Source organism: Nocardia sp. Marseille-Q1738 (assembly GCF_965283145.1).
In genome coordinates, this window is record NZ_CBDIMS010000004.1 from 152,863 (window position 1) to 176,330 (window position 23,468).

Below are 23,468 nucleotides of genomic sequence, written 5' to 3' on the forward strand. Positions count from 1 at the left end.
TTGGTCATTCAGGATTCGTCCGGCTGCCGAGCAGACCAACCACGGCGCGGTGCCGATGTTAATGTCTGCTGGTGACCGAAGACACGCGCTCCGGGGTCCGTATCGGGGTTCTCGGTGCGGCCCGCATCGCGCCGGCATCCCTGATCAAACCGGCCGAGCGGAACCCGGAGGTCGTCGTCGCGGCGGTGGCGGCCCGGGATCGGTCGCGGGCGGAGCGGTTCGCCCGCAAGCACGGCATCGCGCGGGTCTTCGACAGCTATCGGGCGCTGATCGATGCACCCGATATCGACGCGGTTTACATCCCGCTGCCGAATGGCCTGCACGGCCGCTGGACCCGCGCCGCACTCGAGGCCGGAAAACATGTGTTGTGCGAGAAGCCGTTCACCGCCAATGCCGCGGAGGCGTCCGAAATCTCCGCCCTTGCGAGCGGTTCCGATCGCGTAGTGATGGAGGCTTTCCACTACCGCTACCACCCGCTGATGTCGGCCGCCGAACAGATCATCGCCTCCGGCGAATTGGGGACGCTGCTGCGGGTGGAAGCCGCGCTGTGCTTTCCGCTGCCGAAGTTCTCCGATATCCGCTACGACTACGCCCTCGCCGGCGGCGCGCTGATGGACGCCGGCTGCTACGCCGTACACATGGCCCGCGTGCTGGGTGGCGAGAACCCGGAAGTGGTTGCGGCGCAGGCGAAGCTGCGCGGACCGCGGATCGACCGGGCCATGACCGCCGAACTGCGTTTCCCGTCCGGGCACACCGGCTACATCCGGTGCTCGATGTGGTCGGCGGACGTGCTGCGCGTCGGCGCCACCGTCATCGGCGAACGCGGGCGGATGCGGCTGGTCAATCCGGTGCTGCCGCACCTGGGACATCTGCTGACGGTTCGCTCGGAGAGCGGCAGGCGGGTACGGCGGTTCGCGCATCGCGCGTCCTATGACTACCAACTCGACGCCTTCGCCGCCGCGGTATTGCGCGGCGAGCCGGTCGCTACCGCGCCGAGCGACGCCGTCGACACCATGAGCGTCATCGATGCCATCTATCTCACCGCCGGCCTGCCGCTACGCCAGCCGAGCTGACGTCTCGTCGAAGAAATCGACGATATGCCCGAACACGTCCAGCGCCGCGCCGCGGCCGAGGAACGTGTCGAGGTGGCCGTAGGAGGGAATCTCGATATAGCGGACATCGACACCGGGATTGCGCACCGAAAGCACTTCGTAGCAAAGCTTATTGGAATCCAGCCAGGCCTCGTTGCGACTGCCGGACAGCAGCAGCACCGGACAATCGACTCGATCGGCTTGGTCGAGCGCGTTCTCCGGGAGCGCACGGTAGCGCTCGTCGTCGACGTTCCACCGGACCACGGCGTGCGCCAATTCCATCTGCCGCAGATGCGGTAGCACCGACAGCGGTATCGCGCCGAACAATTCGGCCAGCCGGTCGTGAGTGCGCGCGTCGAGGTGGTCGTGCTCGAACAGCCTGGCGCCCATCCCCCACCCGTGCTGGACCATGCGGCAGGTCGGGTCCGGGCAGTCGCCCTTGCGCGACAGCGCGGCGTACAGCAAGGTGCGCCGGGACCAGAGCCCGACCTTGCGGAAGTCGGATTCGATGTGCCTGATCCGCGAGCCGAGCAGTTCGCTGCCGAGCAGCACCCGCACGCGCGCCGCCGTGCTGACCTTGGGTGTCAGGAAGACGCCCTGGGCGACCACGCCTGCCAGTCCGGGTAGCAGTCCGGCCGTCATGCTCAGCGAGAGGGCCAGCGCGCCGATGCAGTGCGCCACGACGAACAGCGGACGGTCCCCTATGTGCTCCCTGATTCGCGCGACCGCCGCGGGTAGGTCGTAGAGCGCGACATCGTCGAAGGTGTAGGGCGGGCCGGATTCGTTGTAGGGCAGGCGGCAACTGCCACGCCAGTCGAGCAGCCACGACTGGTAGCCCGCATCGGTCAATACGTCGGTGATATTGCGAATCTCGGGAAGTGCGAACATCTCCGATGACACCCCGTGCCCATGCACCAGCAGCACCGCAGGCGCGTCGGCGGGACCCGTTCGACGCAACGCGAGGTCGAGGCCGTCGGCGGTCCGGAAGGAGATCACCTCCTCGCTACCGAGTTCCGGCACGGTCGATCGCATATCGGTCATCGGCGGTGCTCCTTACGCGCCGCTCGGCGCAGATCCAGCAGATCGACACCGACCCGGAGGACCGGTTCCAGCAGACCTTTGCCGAGCTGGCCGCCGAACCAGCTGAGCCACAGCAGTTTCGCCAGCCGCTGCTGCCGTTCGGGCAGTCGTGGATCGATCTGGATGCCGTCGATCTGGTCGGACAAGTAGGTGTGCATCGGCACGGCGACCTCGCCGGTGTACGACGCGGACTCCCCGGTGCGCCCGATCTCGATCTCCTGTGTTCCGAGTTGCCGCACCATGCGTCGTCGCGCCGCGGCGAACTTGTATCCCTCCAGCCACCAGGAGCCGCCGGATGAATCACGCAGCGTCAGCCGGTAATGCATGATCGGATGCCGCACTTCGTGACGCAGCGGTATCCCGTCGTGCGGCCGGACTGTCGCCGTGCCCTCGACGGCGAGTGGCTCGTCGCCCAACCCAGCGCAGGTGAGCTCACCGGTGACCTCGATCGTTCGAGCGGTGAACATCTGCGCGCTGCTCGCGACCGACAGGGTCAGCCGTAGGTCGCAGGGGATGTCGGCGGTCTCGCCGATCGGACCGACCGTCCCGGTGAGTGTTTCGTCGAACCGCAGATAGGGCTGGTCACCCGGCTGCGGTCCGGCACCGGCCAGGGCCGTGAGCATCCGGCTGCGCGCCGCTGGACCGGGTGTCGCGGGCGCGGGCAGGCCGTTGGCGGACACGAACGCTTCGGTGCGCGCGGCCGATGCGGGCGGCGCGGTGACCATCGCCGCCAGCTGACGCCGGGCGACGGGACTCCGCAGCACCTGGGCCAGCGATTCCAGTTCCGGTACCGGTTCTTCTCTGATCGCGCGGACCACGTCATCGCACCACTGCTCCCAGTGCTGCACGCGAATACCCATACCGGCCAGCGTGGTTTCGGCGACCACCTGATCGAGTGAGGTGGGCGCGCCGGTGAGGTGATAGGTGTGGCCCCAGGCGCTCGGGGTCCCGACGATCTGCGCGGCTACCCGGCTGACCCAATCCACCGGGGCGGCGTTGAGGTACCGGAATCCCGGTGCGGTGCGAAATCGCGTCAGCGCCGCGGTGATTCCGGCGTTGAGGTCACGCGGATTGTGGGCACCGGTCTCCGGATGGCTGCCGATACCGCCGGGACGAAGGATGGTCACCACGAGTCCGTGTTCGCCGGCACGGCGCAGTACCGCCTCGGCAGCCCATTTCGATCGGTCGTAGCCGATGGGCAGCGCGGCGACGTTGGCGGTCGGATCGTCCTCGCCCAGCGTGGCGGCATCCGATCCGTTGAACACCGCCAGCGAGGAGATGTGGTGCACCGGTTTCGGCCGGTCGGTGCAGGCCAGTTCGGCGAGGGTCAGCGGGCCGAGCACGTTGGTCCGGCGCAGCGACGGATAGCCGCGCAGGAAATCGACTGCGGCCCCGGCGTTGACGATCGCATCCACCTCCGCGGCCAGGGCGGCCCACCGTTCCTCGGATAGGCCGAGCCGGGGCAGGCGCAGATCTCCCGCAAGCGGCGTCACACGCCGCAGTACCTCCCGGCTCCAGGGCAGCGCGAAGCGCCGCAGGGCGTGCTCCAGCCGTTGAGCGGCGGCGTCATCGTCGTCGGCACGGATCAGGCACACCACGTGCGCTTCGCTGTGCCGCAATAGATCGAGCAGCAGGTGACTGCCGAGGAAGCCGGTCGCCCCGGTCAGCAGGATGCGGCGCGGCGCGACCCGCTCCGGCGCGGCCACCACCGGTAATCGGTCGGCGCCCGCGAGATCGGCGAAGAGCTGGGCGAGGTCATCGGTATCGGCTTCGGGCTCGGCGTCCGGCCGCGGCGGTGCGGAATCGGGGTGGTCGGCCAGCCAGCGGTGCGCCAGCCTGCGGGGTCGCGCGTCGAAGAACACCGTGTCGAGATCCAGGTGGACATCCAGCTCACGCGCCAGGGCCGCGACGAATTCCACCGCGGCGATGGAGGTGCCGCCCGCATCGAAGAAGTCGGTGTCGGCGTCGAGGGTCGTATCGGTGTACCGATTCGCCACCGCGGTGACCGCCGCCGCCAACGCCTCGGCGTCCATGCGAGGGGCGCCCTGTGCGGTGTCGGCCGGAGGCGCGCTACCACCGTTTTCGACCAGCGGCACGCTTCCATCGGCTTCGGCCGGCGGGGCCGCGCCCTTGCCGCCGATGCGTGCGAGCAGGGCGGCGACATCCAGTCCGACAGCGCCTCGTTCGAGGGTTTCGCCGCGCACGCGACGGTCGACGGCCGGGTTGCGGACCATCGTCGGCTCGTCAGGAGCGGTCACCGTGGCACGTCCTCTCCACTCGCCTGCATCTGCCAGGACCGGAACTCGCGCAGGTGATCCGGTGTCGCGGACACGTCAAGCCGTCGATCGTCGGAGGTACCGCCGAGCAGGCGCGCGGCCAATCGGCGCGCGGGCGCATTGCGGACGGTGTGCTCGACCGACATCCGTACCGTGGAGCAACCGAGGGCATCGGCCCGATCCGCCACCCAGCTCAGCAGCCGCTCCTCGACGCCGCGTCCGAGGGCACGGCAGCTGAGTTGCCAGCCGCTGATCCATAGACTGCCCGCATCCGCCCGTAGCGCGAGTACCGAGATCAGGCCGTAGTCGCCGAACCGGTCGCGCGCCGTCGCGCTCCATACCTCGCCCTCGTCGCGCCACCTGTCGAGATCGTCCGCGGTGACCTCGGCGAGGGTGAACTGCGTGGTCCGCCGCACGAGTTGTCGTGCACGCTCCATGGTGGCGTCGGTCAGCGGCTCGAGGTCGACCACGAGGTTCAGCTGCTCGAGGAACTCCGCGAATTCCGCGGTGGCGCGAGCACGGTCGCGCTCCTGCTCCTGGTGGTAGAAGTCGGCTCGCGCACGGTCCTCGGCTGTGGCGGCGACCGGAACCATCGGCCACAATCGCGCCAGGAACGACTCCAGTTCACCGGCGGGAGGACACGTCACCGACAGCACCTCCGGCAACAGCGCGCGCATACGCGCCACTTCCACCGGGTTGTCGTCGAGATAGCAGAAGCTGTCCAGGCCCAGCCGCAGTGTGCGAGCGACCTCCTCCAGCCGCTCGGGCTTGCCGCCCCAGCCCGCCGAGACGGCGGCGAAATGGTCGCGGTGCAGCGGGCTGTCGGGCCGGTCCAGGATTTCGCGGACGATATCGTCGTCGTTATTGGTCACCAGCACCAGCAGCGTTCCCGCCGCGCGCCACTGCAACAGCCGCCGGGCCAGTGTTCGGCGTGGCTCATCGAAAGCCACTGCGGCGGAACCGATCTCGCCCGCCGTTCCGCTCCACAATGTGTCGTCACCGTCGACGGCGATAACCTTCGGCGCCGGCTCCGTCACGGTGCCGGCGATCGCCACCAGGGTGAGCGCAACCGCCGCCTGGAATTCGGGAGTGAAGGGCAGGTGCGCCAAGATCTCGGTCCGGTCGTCGAAGAGGTTGTCCACCGGGTGGTGACGCGTCCACTCCCGCGGTTCCAGCACCGCGACGCCGGGCACGTCGCGTAGGCGTTCGGCGACGAGCCGCTCCCACGCGAGCAACCGTTCCTCCGGGCGGGCCGAAGGCAGGATGCCGACGATGACCGGCCGGTGCGTGCGTTCGGCCACCCCGCGCACCGCCGCCGGATAATCGGTGGCGAGCTCGGCGAGCAGATCATCGGAGATCGCGCCGAAACGTTCCAGATCCGTCGCACGCAGCAGCACGATCCCCAGTGCCGTCGACGGTGGCGCGAAGACACCCGACGGGTCACGCAGGCAGGACAACACATGGTGATACGGCGCCTCCGCGACGGTGAGCACCGTGGAATCCGAGGACGCCGCCGCCATCAGCTCGGGCAGCCTGCCCAGCGCGAAGGTCGCGCCCAGCGCCGCACGAAGACCGGAAACCGGCTGCTCAGCGGTTCCGGGCCGGGCGGGCGCACCGGGGTCGGCGACCGCGGCCGCGACCGTCTTCAGGTATTCCGTGCCGAAATCGGCGCAGGCCCCGGCGTCGATGATGTCGCTGTTGTAGGTCAACCACACTTGGCCGGTATCCGGCAGCACCGCCACCATGAGGTCCAGATCGGAATAGCCGGTGCTCACCGGAACGACCGCAGCCTGTGCGACCGCGGAGTTGGCGCGCAGGTAGTTGAAGTACACCTCGATCAACGGCGCGTTGTCGCGGTACAGGCCCTCGGTGGCGAGCGCGGCGAGCACATCCGCGAAGCCGGCGCCGGGGGCGAGCAGATTCCGCAGCCGCTCGCCGGTGCGGCGCAACACGTCGGCGACGAGGTCACCGGCCTCCACGGCGGCTGGGAACGGCACCGGCACACCGAAATACCCGACGGCATCGGTCGCATCGGCGTGCATTCGGGTATCCACCGGGACCGCGAGGGCGAACCGGTCGACCTGCTGCCGACACGCCAGCAGGACGGTCAGCGCGCCGAGGAACACCGCGGCGGGGGTGATGCCGAGGTCGCGGGCCCGGTCCGCGACCCGGTCGTGCAATCCGGCCGGCATGTCCAGTGCGACCGATCCCGCACCGTAGCTGCGCTGGGCCGGGCGCGGCCGCGCCAAGGTCAACTCGAGTCGGCGAGATCCGGAGAAGGCGTCACGCCATCGGGTGATCGCGGTATCTCCGTCGCGCTTGCTCGATTGGGCGGCGAGCAGTTGATGCATATCACGGTTGGTCACCGCGTCACCGAGCTGCACGCCGGACAGCTCCGCGGCGAGTTCGCCCGCGACCAGCAGCATCGACTGCACATCGCTCATGCTGTGATGCGCGCCGAAAAGCAGTACCGCATCGCCGGTTTCGGCATGGAGAAGTTCGAAGCGCCACAGCGGGCCTGTCTCCAGGTCGAACGGCAGGGCCATGAGCTCCCGGAAGCGCTGCTGTACCACGGCGTCATCGAGTCGGTCGAGGTCGCGCCAACCGGCCGGAATGCCGGGTTCGCGGCGGATCTCCAGCTGTCGTCCGTGCTCCTGGCTGGGCTGAATCGTGGTGCGCAGCGCCGCATGCCGACGGGCCAGCCGCGCCAGCGCCTCCTCCAGCCGCGGCCGGGTGACCGGCGCGGGTAGCCGCACGGCGACGCCGCCGGTCTGCGCGGCGGCGGGAATACCGAGTTGCTCGGTCCGCAGCAGACGCATCATGTCCCGGGTCACCGGCAGCACTTCGACTTCGGGCACTTCGGTGGCCGCATCCGGCGCGTCGGTGTCGGCCTGCCGCAGCACCTCATCGACGAGATGGCCGGCGAGGTCGGTGAGACTCTGCCCGGCGAGGATCGTGCCGAGTGGCACCGAGATTCCGGTGTGCTCGCGCACCTTGTTGCGCAGTTCGACCGCCATCAACGAGTCCAGCCCGAGACTCTGGAAGGACTGCTCGGCCGTGAACGCCTCGGTGCCCGCATGGCCGAGCACATCCCCGGTCCACTCGGCCACCGCGGCCACCGCCAGGGCGGTGGCCTCTGCGCGGGGTACGGCCCGCAGTTGTTCGGCGAAGCGCGATCCCGCCGCCACGTCGACGGTCGCGCGGTCGGCCACGGCTCGGCGCGGCGCACGGCGCACGAGTCCGCGCAGCAGCGGCGGGACGGCCGGTGCGCGGCGTAGCACGTCGGTGTCGAGCAGCAACGGCACCAGCACCGGATCACCGACCCGCAGCGCGGCATCGAAACAGGCCATCCCCTCCGGCACCGAAAATGCGCGGATGCCTGCGCGCGCGATGCGCCGGATATCGGCCTGCGCCATGTGGTCGTGCATATCGACCTCCCATGCGCCCCAAGCCAGCGACTGTGCGGGAAGACCGAGCGAGCGGCGACGCAGCGTCAGCGCGTCGAGATAGGCGTTGGCAGCCGCGTAGTTGGCCTGCCCGGGTGTGCCGAACAGGCTCCCCGCCGCGGAGAACAGCACGAAGATCGAGAGCTCCCGATCCGCCGTCAACTCGTGCAAGTGGTGTGCCGCATCGACTTTCGGACGCAGCACGGCGTCGAGCTGAGCGGGTGTCAGCGAGCCGAGTGTGCTGTCGTCGAGTACGCACGCCGCGTGGACCACACCGGCCAGCGGCATACCGTCGAGCAGCTGCGCCAGAGCCGACCGGTCGGTGACATCGCAGCGGGCGAATCGCACACGCACCCCGAGGCTCTCCAACTCGTCCCGCAACTGGGCGCCGCCTGGGCCATCGACACCGCGGCGACTGACCAGCACCAAGTCTCGGGCCTCGTACGCGTCGGCCAGATGACGGGCCAGTGCCGACCCGAGCCGACCCGGCGCCCCGGTGACCAGCACGGCGCCTTCGCCCAGTGCCACCCGGCCCTCGGACCCTCGCCCCGCGGTCTCCGGCAGTCGAGCCAGCCGCGGCACGAACGCCACACCGTCGCGCACGGCCAACTGCTGTTCCCTCGCGGCGAGGAGCGCGGCGATATCCACCTCGGGGTCGGCTGTGTCGACCAGCACGATCCGCCCGGGATTCTCCGACTGCGCGGAGCGCACCAGCCCCCACACCACCGCGCCTGCCGGGTCCGGACCGTCCTCACCGGGGAGCGCCACCGCGCGGCGGGTACGCACGACCAGCGTCGTCTGCTCGAATCGACGGTCGGCGATGATCGTTTGCAGCGCCGCCAGGATCCGCTGGGCCGTGTCGTGCACCTGGCTCGGCGACTCGCCTTCGGGCACCGGCAGGATGATGACGTCTGCGTCCATCGGGACGGCGGAATTCCATTCGGCCAGCGTGAGCGTCCGGTCCGGCGCGGGCAGCGGAAGCTCCGACCAGTCCATCCGGAACAAGCGACGGTACGCGGGCGCGACCGAGGCGGCATTCCACTGCGCGGCGGTGACCGCACGCGACAGCACCGAACCCACCGACACCACCGGGCGTCCGGTCCGGTCGGTCGCGGACATGGCGACGGTATCGGGCCCCGACCGGGTGAGCCGGACGCGGAGCGCGGTGGCCCCGGAGGCCCACAGCGCGACATCGGTCCACACGAACGGCAGCAGGGCATTCTCGCCGTCGGCGGCGAACAGCGCGGTGGCGTGCAGCGCGGCATCGAGCAATGCCGGATGGATACCGAATTTCGCGGCATCGCGGTGAGCGGATTCGGCGAGTTCTACCTCGACGAAGATTTCGTCCTCACGTCGCCATGCCGCCCGCATCGCCTTGAACAGCGGACCGTAGTGGTGTCCGCGCGTGGACAGCGCGGCGTACAGATCGTCGACGTCGACGCGCACCGCGTCCGCGGGCGGCCAAATCGACGAATCAATGTGCGACGAAAGAGGTTCGGACTGTTCTGCCAGTCTGCCGTCGGCATGGAGCGTCCACTGGGCATCCGGATCGTGTTCGTCGCGGGCGTAGATGCGCACCGTGCGGCGGGTGTCGGCGTCGGCGCCACCGACCACCACCTGGATCTGCAAAGCTCCGCGCTCGGGGACGAGCATCGGGGTCCGCAACACCAGCTCTCGTAGCACCGGGCTGTCCACCTCGTCACCGGCACGTACGGCCAGTTCGACCAACGCCGCGCCGGGCAGCAGCACCGCGTTCGGGCCCGCGTGATCGGCCACCCACGGCTGCTGGTGACGCGAGAGCCGCCCGGTCAGTGTGACGCCACCCGAATCCGGCTGCGGCACACCCGCGCCCAGAATGGGATGGGCGACGTCCTGAACCCCGAGCGAAGCGGTGTTGCGGTTGGCCGAGTCGGTCCAGAACCGCCGCTCGTCGAAGGCATAGGTGGGCAGGTCCACCCACCCGGATTCGGGAACCAGCCGGGTCCAGTCGAGTTCGTGGCCCGCGACATACAGTTCGGCCTGCGACCTGGCCAGGCAGGCAGGTCCGTCCTGGTCCCGTACCAGCGAACCCACGGCCACCACCTCGCGCGTGAGTTCCTCCGCCACCGTCCGGACGGCCGCGGTCAGCGACGGGTGGACGCCGAGTTCGACGAAATACCGGAACCCGTCGGTGATCATGCGCTCGATCGTGGGCGCGAACCGCACGGTCTCGCGCGCGTTCCGATACCAATAATCGGGCTCGATCGGTTCGTTCGTCATCAGCTCGCCCGACACCGTCGAATACCACGGCGTCGCAGGCGAACCCGCGATCATCCCGGCCAGCTCGGCCGTCAACGGATCGCGGATGGATTCGATCAACCGGCAGTGTCCGGCGAAGCCGGGACCGGCGGCGCCGAGCCGCGTGTAGATTCCCGCGCGGTCCATCTCCGCCAGCAGTTCTTCCACCGCGGCCTGCTCGCCCGCCACGATCGTCGAGCGACGCACATTGACCGCCGCGATCGAGACCCGGCCGTCGAACTCCGTCAGCCGCGGGCTCACCTCTGCCTCGGGCAGGCCGATCATCGCCATCGCGCCCGGAGCGGTGATGCCCTGCATCAGGCGGCTGCGCGTCATGACGATTCGTGCGGCATCGCTCAATTCGATGACACCGGCGCAGTAGGCGGCGGCGATCTCGCCCTGACTGTGGCCGATCACCGCGTCCGGGACGACGCCCGCCGCCCGCCAGGCGGCCGCGAGTGCGGCCATGGTCGCGAACAGCAGCGGCTGCACGACGGGGAAATCACCGAGGTCCGCGGCGGTCATGGTGGTCAACCTGTCGCTCAGCGACCAGTCGAGGTGTGCGCTGAAAGCCTTGTCGCACTTCTCGAATTCGGCGCGGAACGCCTCGGAGCGGGCGAGCATATCGCGCGCCATGCCGACCCACTGCGTTCCCTGGCCGGGGAAGACGAATGCGGTTTTGGCGTTGGTGAGCACCGGACCGGCGCCGACGACGGCATTCGGCGACGATCGGCCGTCCACCAGATCGCGTAGCGTCCGGACCATCTCGTCCCGATCGCCCGCCACCACGACCGCTCGCCGCTCGAACTGGGTGCGCTGCAAAGCCAGTGCGCGCGAGACCGGACCCGGTTCCAGTCGCGGATCGGCGACCACCAGGCCGAGCAGCCGTTCGGCCTGACCGTGCAGCGACGCCTCGCTGCGGGCCGAGATCGGTAACAGCGCCACGCTCCGGTCGTCGACCTTCGCGCCCGGCGCGGCAGCGGGCTCGGGCGGAGCCTCCTCGAGGATCAGGTGTGCGTTCGTGCCGCTGAGCCCGAAAGCACTCACACCGGCGCGACGCGGCCGATCGCCCCTTCGCCACGGCATGGGGTCGGCCTGCACTGTCACACCGCTTCGCTCCCAGTCGACCTGCGGTGACGGCACACCCGCATTCAGGGTGGCGGGGATTCGTTCGTGTTGCAGTGCGAGCACCAGTTTGATGACGCCGGCCACGCCCGCCGCGGCCTGGGTATGCCCCACATTGGATTTCAACGACCCGATACCGAGCCGCCGGTCCTGGTCACGACCCGGCCCGAACACCCGCGCCAGTGCGCGCGCCTCGATCGGATCCCCGAGCGCCGTACCCGTGCCGTGCGCCTCGACATAGTCGATATCGTGCGGAGCCAGGCCCGCGGCACCCAATGCCGAGCGCAGTACCTGCTCCTGGGCCGCGCCGTTAGGGGCGCTCAACCCCTGGCTGGGGCCGTCCTGGTTGACGGCGGAACCACGAATGACGGCAAGTACCCGGTCCCCGCTTCGGCGTGCATCGCCCAGACGCTTCAACAGCAGTAGACCGGCGCCCTCGGCCCACACCGTCCCGTCGGCGTCGGCGGAGAACGGCGCACACCGGCCTGTCGGCGACAGCACACCCAACCGGCACAATTCGATATGGGCGGTCGGTGACATCAGCAATGTGGCGCCGCCCGCCAAGGCGAGGTCGCACTCCCCCGCGCGCAGCGCCTGCATCGCCAGATGCATCGCGACGATCGACGAGGAGCAGGCCGTGTCCAGGGTGACCGCCGGACCGTGCAGCCCCAGCGTGTACGCGATCCGACCGGAGGCGACACTCGGCGATAGTCCCGTTCCGACCTGACCGTTCAGCTGTTCCGGCGCTGGGTCGGCCAGATAGCCGGTGCTGTACACGCCGAGATAGACGCCGGTCGCACTGCCATGCAGGGTGCGTGGATCGCGCCCCGACCGCTCGATCGCCTCCCAGCTGAGTTGCAACATCATGCGCTGCTGCGGATCCATCACCGCGGCCTCGCGCGGGCCGATGCCGAAGAAGGCGGCATCGAAGCGATCGATACCATCGACGTACCCGCCGCGGAAGGTGTACGCCTTGCCTGGCGCGGAGGTATCGGGGTCGTACAACCCGTCGATGTCCCAACGGCCCGCGGGCACCTCGGTTAGCGCGTCACCGTTGCTGTCCAGCAGCCGCCACAGCGCCTCGGGTGAATCCGCGCCGCCGGGGAATCGGCAGGACATCGACAGGATCGCGATCGCGTCGTCGTCCGCGTCGTCGCCAGCGGTCGCCTGAACCGCCTCGAACCCGGCCGCACGCGACTCGCTCGGCGCGGCGTCCGCCGGACGCCCCCCCGGGGGCCAGTGCCGTGGCCACCCCGTCGATCGTGGGATTGTCGAAGAACAGATTGGTGTCGAGGAAGCGGCCGACGAAATCCGACAACTCGACCACCAGCTCCACCAGATCGGCCGAGCCCAAACCGAATTCGACCAAAGGCCGATGCACATCGATGCGTTCCGGATCGAGCGCCGCCTGCCGCGCGATCTCCGTCACCAGCCAGGATCGGACCGCCTCCGCGGACGGCACCGCGGCGGACCGATCCGCGGACTTCGCGTCCTCGGTCTCCGCTTCGTAGTCGTCCAGCTCGTCCTCCGGCGACCGCACCGGACCCGCCGACAGCGCGAGTAGCTCGCCGGACAGATACGCCGTCCGGCACGCCGAACGCTGGATCTTCCCACTGCTGGTCTTGTAGATGGCGCCCGGCCGGATCAGCAGCGCAGCCGCGAGCGTGAGCCCGTGGTCGGTCGCCACCACCCCACGCACGGCGCCCTCGATCTCGGCCAACTCGCCGGGATCCTCGCTGCGCACCTCGGCCACCACGACGGGCTGCTCGCCGCCCACTCCGATATCCACGGAAAACGCCGCGACGCAGCCGGCTCGGACACTATCGTGCGCCGCCTCGACGGTCAGCTCGATGTCCTGCGGATAATGATTGCGGCCGTCGACGATCATCAGATCCTTGCGTCTTCCGGTGACGAACAGCTCGCCACCGGCAAGGAATCCGAGATCCCCGGTACGGAGGTAGCGCCGATCGTCGCCGGGCAGCGTCGCCCCGAACACCTCGGCGGTGGCCTGCGCATCACGAAAATACCCTGCGGCCACGCTGTTCCCGGCGACCCAGATCTCGCCTTCGTCCCCGTCGGCACGCTCGGTACCGTGCTCGGGGTCGACGACGGCTATCGAGATTCCCTCGGGCGGCTGCCCGGCACCGACGAGTTCCGCACTGTGCGCTCGGTTTCCGGCACCGGATCGTCCGGCGACCTCGAACAGTGTCGGCATCTGGGCGGTGGACGACGCGGTCACGATCAAGGTGGCTTCGGCCAGACCATAGACCGGCTGGAGCGATTCGGCGCGGAAGCCGGCCCGAGCGAAGGTCTCGGTGAACCGCCGCATCGTCGCGGCGCGCACGGGCTCGGAGCCATTGAACGCCACCCGCCACCGGCTCAGGTCGAGCTGATCGATCCGCTCCGGCGAAATACGGCGCAGGCACAGTTCGTAGGCGAAGTTGGGGCCGCCGCTGGTGTGGGCGCGGTATGTCGAGATCGCCTGCAGCCACCGCTCGGGGCGCTGCAGGAAATGCAGCGGCGACATCAGCACCGAATTCCCACCGAGATGCACCGTCTGCAGTATCGGCGCGATGAGTCCCATGTCGTGGTACATCGGCAGCCAGCTGGCGAACAGCGCACCGTCCCATGACTCGATCAGCGCGCGGTCGTGGCCGAGCCCCGCGGCGATCGCATGCTGGTTGTGCAGCAGATTCCCATGGGTGAGCAGCACACCCCGCGGCGCGCTGGTCGAGCCGGAGGTGTACTGGATGAACGCGACCGAGTCGGCCCCGATATCCGGCTCCCGCCACTGCGCTGCTCGGTCGTCGGCTATCTCGTCGGTGGCCAGCCACGGCAAGCCGGCCAGCTCGGGAATCTGCGCATGCAGCGCAGCCGAATCCGCGACGATACGGCGCGGGGCCAACACCACATCGACATCCGCATGCGCCACCATCCGCCGCAGCCGGTGCAGCGACCGGTTGTCCCATTCCGGCAGCGGCGCGGGAACGGCGACCACTCCGGCCGCCAGGCACCCGAAGAACGCTTCGATGAACTCCGGACCGGCCGGATACAGCAACAGCGCCCGCTGCGGCATCGAATCCTGGAGTACGGCGCCGATCGCCCGCGCACGGACACCCAGGTCGGCATACCGCATTTCGCGGACGACACCGTCGACGTCACCACTGTCCAGGAACCGGTACACCAACTCGGTTGGCCGATTCTGGACCTGGGTGAAGAGTGTCTCGACGAAAGTGTGGTGCACGAACTACTTCCTCTACCGGTGAAACTGGAGATTCAGCCGGTCCTGGTTCCCTGGCAAACGGAGGAACGGCAGGCGGCGCGTTGTGACTGACAGCGCCAACAATATAACCGCCGTTACGCCGCTCCCCGGGACCGGCGATATCAACCCCCCCGGCGCCGTGTGCCCCAAAAAATTGGGGCAGCCGCCGCTCGAAGACTATTGCCACCGTGGGGATTCCACATTTGCGAGTCGTCGAGCAAGCGGTGAGGATGGCTGCGTGTCACACACCCCGGTATCGCTGCGCGAACTTCCCCGACTACGCACCCGTCACATCGCGCAGATCGGTGGACTGATGCGCCCCGGCACCCACCGTTCCCCCTTGCTGGAGTTCGGGGATCGGTTCGTCGTCTCGCCGCCGGGATTTCCGACCATGCTGGTCACCCACGACATGGACGATGTGCGAGAACTGTTCGCCAACCACGACGACTTCTCGATCGGGCAGGTGCTGAGCCGGCTCTCCAGCCACGACGTGATGTTCGGCAAGCAGACGTTGATCTTCCTCGACGGTGACGAGCACCGCCGCGAACGCCGGCTGTTCGCTCCGCCGTTCCAGCACAAGGCACTCCGGTCCTACGAAGACCTCATGGTGGAGGTGGTCCAGCGCGAACTTCCCACCTGGCCGGTCGGTGAACCGTTCGAGTTCCTGAAGGTCGGCTACGACCTGGCCATCGGTGTGCTGCTCGGCGTCGTCTTCGGTGACGTGGCTCCGTCCCGCTCCGACCGGCTGAAGCAGGCGGTGAGCCGGTGGTTCGGGGAGATCGAAAGTCGCGGGTTTCTCGCCGTCACCTTGCTCACCCCGCTCGTCGGCGGCTACACGCCGCCCTATCCGCCGCTGAGTCGCCGCCAGTCCGAGGTCGACGCCATCATCATCGAGGAGATCGCCGCACGCCGGGCCACGCCCGGGAACGGGAACGACCGGAAAGACGTGCTGTCCCGGTATGTCGGCACCGAACTGGATCAGCACGACGACGCCGCGCTGGCCCGCAACATGCGCGGCATCCTGCTGGGCGCCTACGAGACCACCGCGATCACGCTCGGCTGGATCGCCGCCATGCTGGCCGGTCATCCGCAGGCCATGGCCGAAGTGGACGCGGCGGCCGACGCGGGCGATCGCGCCCGGCTCGACGCTTACCTCGACGCCGTGGTCGCCGAAACGATGCGGCTGCGCCCGGTGTCCCCGTTCACCGGACGGCGAGCGCTGCGCAACACCGTGATCAACGGTGTCCACATTCCCAAGGGCACCATCGTCATAGTTCCGATCCTGCTCATTCACGAATCGCCGCGGCACTACTCGGATCCGATGGTCTTCCGCCCCGAACGCTTCCTCGGGGACGAGCGACCCAAGAGCCACACCTGGTTGACCTTCGGCGCCGGCCCGCATCGCTGCCTGGGCGCCAACTTCGCACTCCTCGAAGCCCGCGTCCTGTTCCGAACTGTCCTGCAGCACCGCCGCATCGACTCCACCCCCGGATCCGTCGAACCACCACGCCGGTACCACACCGGCCTCAGCCCTGCTCACAACGCGCGGATCACACTCCGTCCGCGCTGAGATATCCACGAGAGGTCGGTAAAGGCGCGACTGGAGAAGAAACAGTCTTTTCTTTCGCGGCAGTCTGCTCCGTCCACCGAAAATCCCTGGCCGCCACGGGATATCGATGTCCTGGTTGTCGGCCCGCTCGGCTACATTCCCGATCAGCGCACGAAAGCGCGCGATTCAGCTCGCGCGGCGGGAGCGGGCCGAAGCCAGCCAGCCGAGGACCGTGGCGATCAGCCCGATCACCAGGGCCGCGAAGCCACCGACGATTCCGTTGCCGGTACCGGGACCGCCGTCGGCGGCTACCACGACCAGCCCGCCGACGACCATGCCGGTCAGCCCCGAAACCACGGCCACAATAGCCCCCCAGTTCCTGTTGCCGCTGCCGATACGACCGGCGAAGCGGGTCAGAGCCAGACCACCGATGACCACACCGGCCAGTGCCACCAGTGCGGCCACCGCGCCCAGGACTCGCCCGGTGGTCGCGGTGTAGGCGTCGACGGCGGCCGACTGGTCCGAGACGTGCGCGGCTGCCGGTGCGGCAAGGGCGAAACTTCCGAGCAGGGCGGCTCCCGCGGCGGCAAGCAGGTGACGGACGGACATTGGGGTACTCCTTCGTCGTGCGACTGGAACTCGCTTGATCATGTCCGCTGGACCTACCGGCGGTCGTCCTGCCGCCGCAGGCAATTCGCGCTGCTGCTGATGTGGTAGTCGGCTGCCGTGGACGCCGCAGGAGCCGGGAAGGTACCGCGCGTGCGGTAGTCGGATGATCATCCGTGCGCAGGAGTTGCCCGCGCGAACATCGGGCTAGGGTGCACGCATGAGCAGGGGACGAGTCGCGGACTGGGCGATCGCCGTTGGTGTGGCGGCGATCGTGCTGGTCGCCGGGCTGTCCATGCAGCACTCCCCCACGAATCTCGACCCGCTGGGCTACGCGTTTTTGATAGCCGGCGGTCTGGCGCTGGCCGCGCGCCGCTGGGCTCCGGTCACCGTGCTGGCCGTGACCGGGGCGTGCGCGCTGGGTTACCAAGCGGTCGGTTTCGATGTGCCTGCCGTCGCGTTTCTGGTCGCGGTATACGCCGCGGTGCGGGCGGGACACCGCATGATCACGGTGGTGGCGTCGGCGACCCTGCTGGCCGCGCTCCCGTTCGCGGCCCTGGTCACCCTGCACGACATGGGTGCGGCGTACGCGCAGGCCCGAGGCGCGCTCGAGCTGGCGTGGTTGATCGCGGCCGGTGCGGCGGGGGAAGCGCTGCGGCAAGCCGAGCGGCGGGCGGACGAGGCCGAGCGCACCCGGGAAGAGACCGCGCGGCGCCGCGCCGACGAGGAGCGGCTGCACATCGCGCGGGAACTGCACGATTCGCTCACCCACCAGATCTCGGTCATCAAGGTGCAGTCCGAGGCTGCCGTCCACGTGGCCCGCAAGCGGGGTGAAGAGGTACCGGATGCCCTGCTGGCGATCCTGGCGGCCGGTCGTGAGGCGGCCCGGGAACTGCGCGCGACCCTGGAGGCGCTCCGCGACGACGGCAACAGCCCGGCGCATGGCCTCGCCGACCTCCCGGACCTGGTGGAGCGAGCCCGTTCGACCGGTCTCGACGCGACGCTGACAATCGAGGGGCAACGCCAGGACGTGCCTGCCGCGGTGAACCGGACCGTCTACCGAATCGTTCAGGAGTCGCTGAACAATGTCGCCCGGCACGCCGCCGCGGCTACGGCGTCGGTCCGGATCGAATACCGTCCCGACGCCCTGCTCATTCAGGTCGATGACGACGGCAAGGCCACCGCGGACACCGCGCCGGTGCCCGGCGTAGGGCTGCTCGGGATGCGCGAACGCGTCAGCGCCCTCGGCGGTCGCCTGCGGGCGGCACCGCGCAGCGAGGGCGGCTTCTCCGTACAAGCCGAGCTACCCGTGGAGCGAACGTCATGATCCGTGTTCTGCTGGTCGACGATCAGCCGCTCATTCGCAGCGGATTCCGCGCGCTTCTCGACCTCGAGGACGACATCGAAGTGGTGGCCGAGGCCGCCGACGGCAGCGAGGGCTTGGCGCTGGCCAGGGAACATCTACCCGACATCGCGCTCATCGACGTTCAGATGCCGGTCATCGACGGCATCGAGGCGACCCGGCGCATCGCCGCGGACCCGATCCTGGCCGGGGTGCACGTCGTCATCCTGACCAACTACGGCTTGGACGAATACGTCTTCAACGCGCTGCGCGCCGGGGCGGCCGGATTCCTCGTCAAGGACATCCAACCCGAAGACTTCCTCCACTCCGTACGCGTCGCCGCCCGCGGCGACGCCCTGCTCGCACCGTCGATCACCCGCAGACTGATCAACCGGTACGTCACCCAGCCGCTCGGCACCGGCACGGGAACGGGGTTGACAGAACTGACCAATCGCGAACGCGAGGCTGTAGTCCTGGTCGCGCAGGGCCTGTCCAACGACCAGATCGCCGACCGCATGGTGATCACCCCGCTGACGGCGAAAACCCACATCAACCGCGCCATGACCAAGCTCCACGCCCGCGACCGCGCCCAACTCGTGGTTTTCGCCTACGAATCCGGCCTGGTAGTCCCGCGCAATTCCTGATATCCGGACTGGCACCGGCCGGGTCGCCGGCGAAGGCTACACCCAGGGAGCCACGGGATACCACGGGATGATGTCGCGCATGGCCAGCAGGCGCACGTCCCAGTAGAGGAACGTGAAAACGCCCACGACCAGCAGTGCGCCGGCGCTGAGGACGCTGACGCGACGCGGGTCGGCTTGGAACCAGCGTTGCAGGCGACCACCGACGAGAACGGTGAGGATCAGTAGGACGGCGAGGATCAGGATATTGCCGATGGACTGCAGGACGAAGGCGCCCGCGGCGTAGAGGGGGTTGCCTTCTTCGGCGACGTCGCGGAACAGCTTGCGGAACAACGGGAACGGGCGTCCGATGAGGAAGGCGCCGATCAGGCCGCCGAAGAAGATCAGGGGTGCGTTCGGGAAGCGGGCGGCGATGCGGGCGAACGGGTCGCGCACCAGGCCGAGTACGGCGAGTCCGAGGTAGATCATGATCACCCCGATCACGCCGAACACCACCATGGACTGGACGAGGCGCGGCGGCATCTGGCCGGGTTGGCTGGGCGCGGTGTCGAATTGCGGCATGTCGGTACCGAAGATGCCGACGACGACACCGTAGGCGGCGGACACGACGACCATCCCTACCGCCATCCACAGCAGCGGCCGTAGCACCGCCCGCACCCGGTTCCACCAGCCGCCCGCGCTGCCGGCCAAAGGAGCCACCGCACCGAACACGGCGATATTGCACGCGGTGAACGTACCGGCCAGACCGGAGACGAACGCGAACACGACGCCTGCGCCGATGCCGGTGAGTGCGGTCTCCTCGGCATCGTGACCGAGCAGCCCGTCGGCCACCGTACCGCCGATCGCGCGGTCCACGAACGGCGCCGACCACACCACGGTCAGCAGGAACCCGCCGAGCACGCCGAGCAGCAGGACCAGCCCGCGCCGCCGCGGAAAGTGTCCGTTGACGAACACACTGGTCGCCTCGGAATGCTCGGGTACTGGGGAATCGGTTGCGGGAGAAGGGGACTCGAGCTGGGTCATCGGGCTCTCCTATCGGCAACTGACCGGCGGCGAAACACCGGGCATCCTCATTGTCGGATATCTGTGACCGGCAGTCCTGCCGAATGACGGACAACGACACCCACCTCACCGCGGCCCACGGTGGCCTGGCCGGATGGGGTAGCGGACTTCGCGTTTCGTTTGCGATCGCCGGAGCGAGAAACGGTCAGGTTCCCGGAACGGTGTGCAGTACTACCTCGCTCAGTTGCCCGGAGCGTATTCGGGCGGTCAGGTAGGTGTGATCCGGCTGTCGGCGTCGATCCGTCGGCGAGCCGGGATTGAGGAGCCGCAACCCGGTGTCGGTGACACTGTCCCATGGGATGTGACTATGGCCGAAGACCAGCACGTCGGTGTCCGGAAAGTTCCGCGCGCAGCGCTGCTCACGGCCCTTCGCGGGTCCGGTCTCGTGCACCACCGCCAGTCGCAGGCCATCCAGTTCGGCGTGGGCGATTTCCGGTAGCCGGGCACGTAGTTCGGGTCCGTCGTTGTTGCCGTATACCCCGATCAGGCGCTTGGCGCGCGCCTCGAGCCGGTCCAGTAGCGCGACGTCCACCCAGTCGCCCGCGTGCACGATCACATCGGCCGCGTCGACCTCGTTCCAGACGGCCTGCGGCAGATCCCGCGCGCGCTTGGGCACGTGGGTATCGGAGATGAGGAGCAGCCGCACGGACTCCGGTGTATCACGCCGCGGCGACCGGCCCGCGTCGAAACGCGGCGTCGCGCGCGGAGTGTCTTCGCCAGCGGCCCACTCACGTTACGTGACACAGAACTCGTTGCCCTCGGGGTCGGCCATGGTCACCCAGGTGTACGGCCCCTGCCGCCCCTCGTGCAGGACCTTCGCTCCCATGCCGACCAGACGCTCGACCTCGGCCGCCCGGTGCTCGGTGCCCACCCGGATGTCCAGATGCATGCGGTTCTTGACCGTCTTGGCCTCGGGGACGAGCTGGAAGAGGACACGCGGCCGGTCGGGATGACGGATCGCCGTCCCTACCTTCCACACCAGTTTGCCCCGATGCGTAGTGGTGTCGTCCTCCGACGCCTGGCCCTGAGAAACCATGCTGCGGATGAACCCCTCGTCTTGAGGCTCGACATCCCAGCCGAGCGCCTGGGCCCACCAGTCGGCAAGCGTATGGGGGTCGGCACAGTCGAGGACAACCTGAAACTCGTATCCCATACCCGGCACCCTAGACACCGCATACGACAACTACGGCGAATCCGGATGGCATGGCGGGTCCGGCGTGGAAGCGGTCGTCCGGGTGAGCCGGACCGGCTGGGTGGTCTGGACTGGCAGGCCGGGTGGCATCCGGAGGGTCACGCGTTCTGCGGGAACCCCAGGTTCAGTCCGCCGTGGCTGGGGTCGAGCCAGCGGCTGGTGATCGCCTTGGCGCGGGTGAAGAAGCGCACCCCTTCGGCGCCGTGGGCGTGGGTGTCGCCGAACAGGGAGTTCTTCCAGCCGCCGAAGCTGTAGTAGGCCATGGGAACCGGAATCGGGACATTGATGCCGACCATGCCGACTTCGACCTCGTTCTGGAAGCGGCGGGCGGCGCCGCCGTCGTTGGTGAAGATGGCGGTGCCGTTGCCGTACGGGTTGGCGTTGACCAGTTCCAGTGCCTGGTCGTAGGTCTCGACCCGCACGACCGACAACACCGGGCCGAAGATCTCGTCGCGGTAGACACTCATGTCCGGGGTGACGTGGTCGACCAGGGTGGGGCCGAGCCAGAAACCTCCGGAGACATCGATATCGGTGCCGCCGTCATCAGCGGCGACGGCGCGGCCGTCGACGACGAGGGTGGCACCGTCGGCCTCGGCCGACTCCACGTAGCCGCGGACCTTGTCGCGGTGGGCGGCGGTGACCAGGGGACCCATATCGGCATCGGTGAGTCCGTCGCCGACCCGCAGGCCGCGGGTGCGTGCGGCGATCTTGGCGACCAGTTCGTCGGCGATGTCGCCGACGGCCACGGCCACCGAGATCGCCATGCAGCGTTCACCCGCGGAGCCGAACCCGGCGTTGACCATGGCGTCCGCGGCCAGGTCGAGATCGGCGTCGGGCAGGATCACCGCGTGATTCTTCGCACCACCGAGGGCCTGGACTCGCTTGCCCGCGGCGGTCGCGGTCGAGTAGACGTACTGTGCGACCGGGGTGGAACCGACGAACGACACCGCCTTGATGGCAGGGTTGGCCAGCAATTCGTCGACGGCGCTCTTGTCGCCTTGCACGACGTTGAACACCCCAGGGGGCAGCCCCGCTTCGGCCCACAGCTGCGCGATCCACAGCGACGCGGAGGGATCCTTCTCACTGGGCTTGAGCACTACGGTGTTCCCGGCGGCGATGGCGATCGGAAAGAACCACATCGGCACCATGGCCGGGAAATTGAACGGGGAGATGATCGCGACCGGTCCGAGCGGCGCGCGCAGCGAGTACACGTCGACTTTGGTGGAGGCGTTCTCGGTGAATCCGCCCTCGAGCAGATGCGGGATGCCGCAGGCGAATTCGACGACTTCCTGGCCGCGGGTGACCTCGCCGAGCGCGTCGGAGAGCACCTTTCCGTGTTCGGCGGTGATGATGGCGGCCAATTCCGGCTTGCGGGCGTTGAGCAGCTCGCGGAAGCGGAACAGCAGGGCGGTGCGCTTGGCCAGCGAGGTGTCGCGCCAGCTCGGGAATGCCGCCCTGGCCGCGTCGATGGCGGTGCGGATGTCGGCGACACCGGCCATCCTGACCTGGCCGGTGATCTGTCCGGTAGCCGGGTTCGTGACCGGCGCGGTCACCGATGCCGTTCCGGCGAAAGGCTTTCCATCGACCCAGTGGCCGATCTCGACAGGGGTAGTCATGTGGTTCCTTTGCTCAGGTCGGTCGGGCGCGGTAGCGCGCGTGGAAGGGAAGCCGCGGGTCGACGACCATGTCCGCCCAGGTATCGCGCAACCACGCGTGGGCCGGGTCGTCACTGATCCGCCAGTCCCGTTCCGGGCCGGGACCGGCCATGATGTTCAGGTAGTACATGTGGTGGCCGGGGGCGGCGATGGACGGCCCGTGGTAGCCGTGCGGCACCAGCACCACGTCGCCGTCGCGGACCTCTTCGAGCACATCGATGGGCCGCTCGGGCGTGCCGTAGACGCGGTGGTAGCCGAAGCCCGCCGAGTCGTCCGCGCCGCGGGCGAATTCGAAGTAGTAGATCTCTTCCAACGGGGTCTCGGTCTCGGTGAGCTCGTCGTGCTTGTGCGGCGGATACGACGACCAGTTCCCGCCAGGGGTGATCACCTCGCAGGCGATGATCGAGTCGGCTTCGAAGGTGTCCGCGGTGGCGAAGTTGTGCACCTGGCGGCTGCAGTTCCCGGCGCCGCGCAGCTCCACCGCCACATCCGCCGCCGCGACATACCGGAACGGCAATTGCCGGTGTGCGCGGGCGCCGCCGAGGGCGAAACGCCCCCCAGCCGTGCTGGAGACCGTGTAGGAGCTGCCGCACCCGATATAGGCGAAGTCGGTCGGCCCATCGAAAACGCTGGCGCGCCCGGATAATTCGTATAACTCGCCACCACAGGCCACGGTGCACGAGCCGGATAGCGGCACCACGACGACCTCGTCGTGGCCGGTGTCCGCCCGAAACGAGCTCTCCGCGCCGAGCTCGATGACGTGCAGGCTGCAGTGATCCCAACCGGCGGATTCGGGCGTCACCGCGACGAGATACGGGGCGCTCGCGGCGCCGCGTGCCGGCAGGTAATGCTTGCTGCGCATTG

Annotated in this window: 14 protein-coding genes; 4 read left to right on the forward strand and 10 right to left on the reverse strand. The window is 68.8% G+C overall.

The genetic code is table 11. The annotated features are described in order from the left end of the window. Positions 1-71 precede the first annotated feature (71 nt). On the forward strand, positions 72-1,073 hold the full coding sequence (locus tag ACWPXK_RS17465; RefSeq protein ID WP_454197190.1) for a Gfo/Idh/MocA family protein: 1,002 nt from the start codon (positions 72-74) through the stop codon (positions 1,071-1,073). On the opposite strand, the gene ACWPXK_RS17470 is transcribed toward ACWPXK_RS17465, so the two are convergent. Genes ACWPXK_RS17470 through ACWPXK_RS17485 form a run of 4 tightly spaced genes read right to left on the reverse strand, consistent with a single transcriptional unit; the run spans position 1,056 to position 14,539 of the window. Next, on the reverse strand, positions 1,056-2,132 hold the full coding sequence (locus tag ACWPXK_RS17470; RefSeq protein WP_454197191.1) for an alpha/beta hydrolase: 1,077 nt from the start codon (positions 2,130-2,132) through the stop codon (positions 1,056-1,058). The two genes, ACWPXK_RS17465 and ACWPXK_RS17470, sit on opposite strands and share 18 nt — an antisense overlap. Continuing rightward, positions 2,129-4,429, reverse strand: coding sequence for a thioester reductase domain-containing protein (locus ACWPXK_RS17475; protein ID WP_454197192.1), 2,301 nt, complete (start codon positions 4,427-4,429; stop codon positions 2,129-2,131). Before ACWPXK_RS17475 ends, ACWPXK_RS17470 begins: the two co-directional genes overlap by 4 nt. After that, positions 4,426-12,414, reverse strand: coding sequence for an HAD-IIIC family phosphatase (locus tag ACWPXK_RS17480; RefSeq protein WP_454197193.1), 7,989 nt, complete (start codon positions 12,412-12,414; stop codon positions 4,426-4,428). Before ACWPXK_RS17480 ends, ACWPXK_RS17475 begins: the two co-directional genes overlap by 4 nt. Beyond that, positions 12,344-14,539: an AMP-binding protein gene (locus ACWPXK_RS17485; RefSeq protein ID WP_454197194.1), complete on the reverse strand. Its 2,196-nt coding sequence runs from the start codon at positions 14,537-14,539 to the stop codon at positions 12,344-12,346. Before ACWPXK_RS17485 ends, ACWPXK_RS17480 begins: the two co-directional genes overlap by 71 nt. 256 nt (positions 14,540-14,795) lie before the next feature. On the opposite strand from ACWPXK_RS17485, the gene ACWPXK_RS17490 reads away from it, so the two are divergent. Next, positions 14,796-16,127 carry a cytochrome P450 gene (locus ACWPXK_RS17490; RefSeq protein ID WP_454197195.1) on the forward strand — a complete coding sequence of 444 codons (1,332 nt, stop codon included), beginning with the start codon at positions 14,796-14,798 and terminating at the stop codon, positions 16,125-16,127. 165 nt (positions 16,128-16,292) lie between these two features. Here the strand turns inward: ACWPXK_RS17490 and ACWPXK_RS17495 are convergent, their stop codons facing one another. Continuing rightward, positions 16,293-16,715 carry a DUF6223 family protein gene (locus ACWPXK_RS17495; RefSeq protein WP_454197196.1) on the reverse strand — a complete coding sequence of 141 codons (423 nt, stop codon included), beginning with the start codon at positions 16,713-16,715 and terminating at the stop codon, positions 16,293-16,295. Positions 16,716-16,932: 217 nt separating this feature from the next. Here ACWPXK_RS17495 and ACWPXK_RS17500 point away from each other — a divergent pair, with 217 nt between their 5' ends. Beyond that, a complete protein-coding gene (locus tag ACWPXK_RS17500; RefSeq protein ID WP_454197197.1) occupies positions 16,933-18,039 on the forward strand; it encodes a sensor histidine kinase in 1,107 nt (368 codons plus the stop codon). Further along, positions 18,036-18,698, forward strand: coding sequence for a response regulator (locus ACWPXK_RS17505; RefSeq protein ID WP_454197198.1), 663 nt, complete (start codon positions 18,036-18,038; stop codon positions 18,696-18,698). The genes ACWPXK_RS17500 and ACWPXK_RS17505 overlap by 4 nt, the downstream gene beginning before the upstream one ends. A gap of 36 nt (positions 18,699-18,734) precedes the next feature. Here ACWPXK_RS17505 and ACWPXK_RS17510 read toward each other — a convergent pair whose 3' ends face one another. The 5 genes from ACWPXK_RS17510 to iolB all read right to left on the reverse strand — a co-directional run bounded on the left by ACWPXK_RS17510 (position 18,735) and on the right by iolB (position 23,466). Next, a complete protein-coding gene (locus ACWPXK_RS17510) occupies positions 18,735-19,718 on the reverse strand; it encodes a hypothetical protein (protein WP_454197199.1) in 984 nt (327 codons plus the stop codon). Between the two features lie 184 nt (positions 19,719-19,902). After that, positions 19,903-20,403, reverse strand: a complete 501-nt coding sequence (locus tag ACWPXK_RS17515; protein ID WP_454197200.1) for a metallophosphoesterase family protein — start codon at positions 20,401-20,403, stop codon at positions 19,903-19,905. A gap of 87 nt (positions 20,404-20,490) precedes the next feature. Next, entirely contained in the window at positions 20,491-20,910 is a 420-nt protein-coding gene (locus ACWPXK_RS17520) for a VOC family protein (RefSeq protein ID WP_454197201.1), read from the reverse strand. Between the two features lie 137 nt (positions 20,911-21,047). After that, on the reverse strand, positions 21,048-22,565 hold the full coding sequence (locus ACWPXK_RS17525) for a CoA-acylating methylmalonate-semialdehyde dehydrogenase (protein WP_454197202.1): 1,518 nt from the start codon (positions 22,563-22,565) through the stop codon (positions 21,048-21,050). Between the two features lie 13 nt (positions 22,566-22,578). After that, complete coding sequence (iolB, locus tag ACWPXK_RS17530) at positions 22,579-23,466, reverse strand: 5-deoxy-glucuronate isomerase (RefSeq protein ID WP_454197203.1); 888 nt, start codon at positions 23,464-23,466, stop codon at positions 22,579-22,581. Positions 23,467-23,468 lie beyond the last annotated feature (2 nt).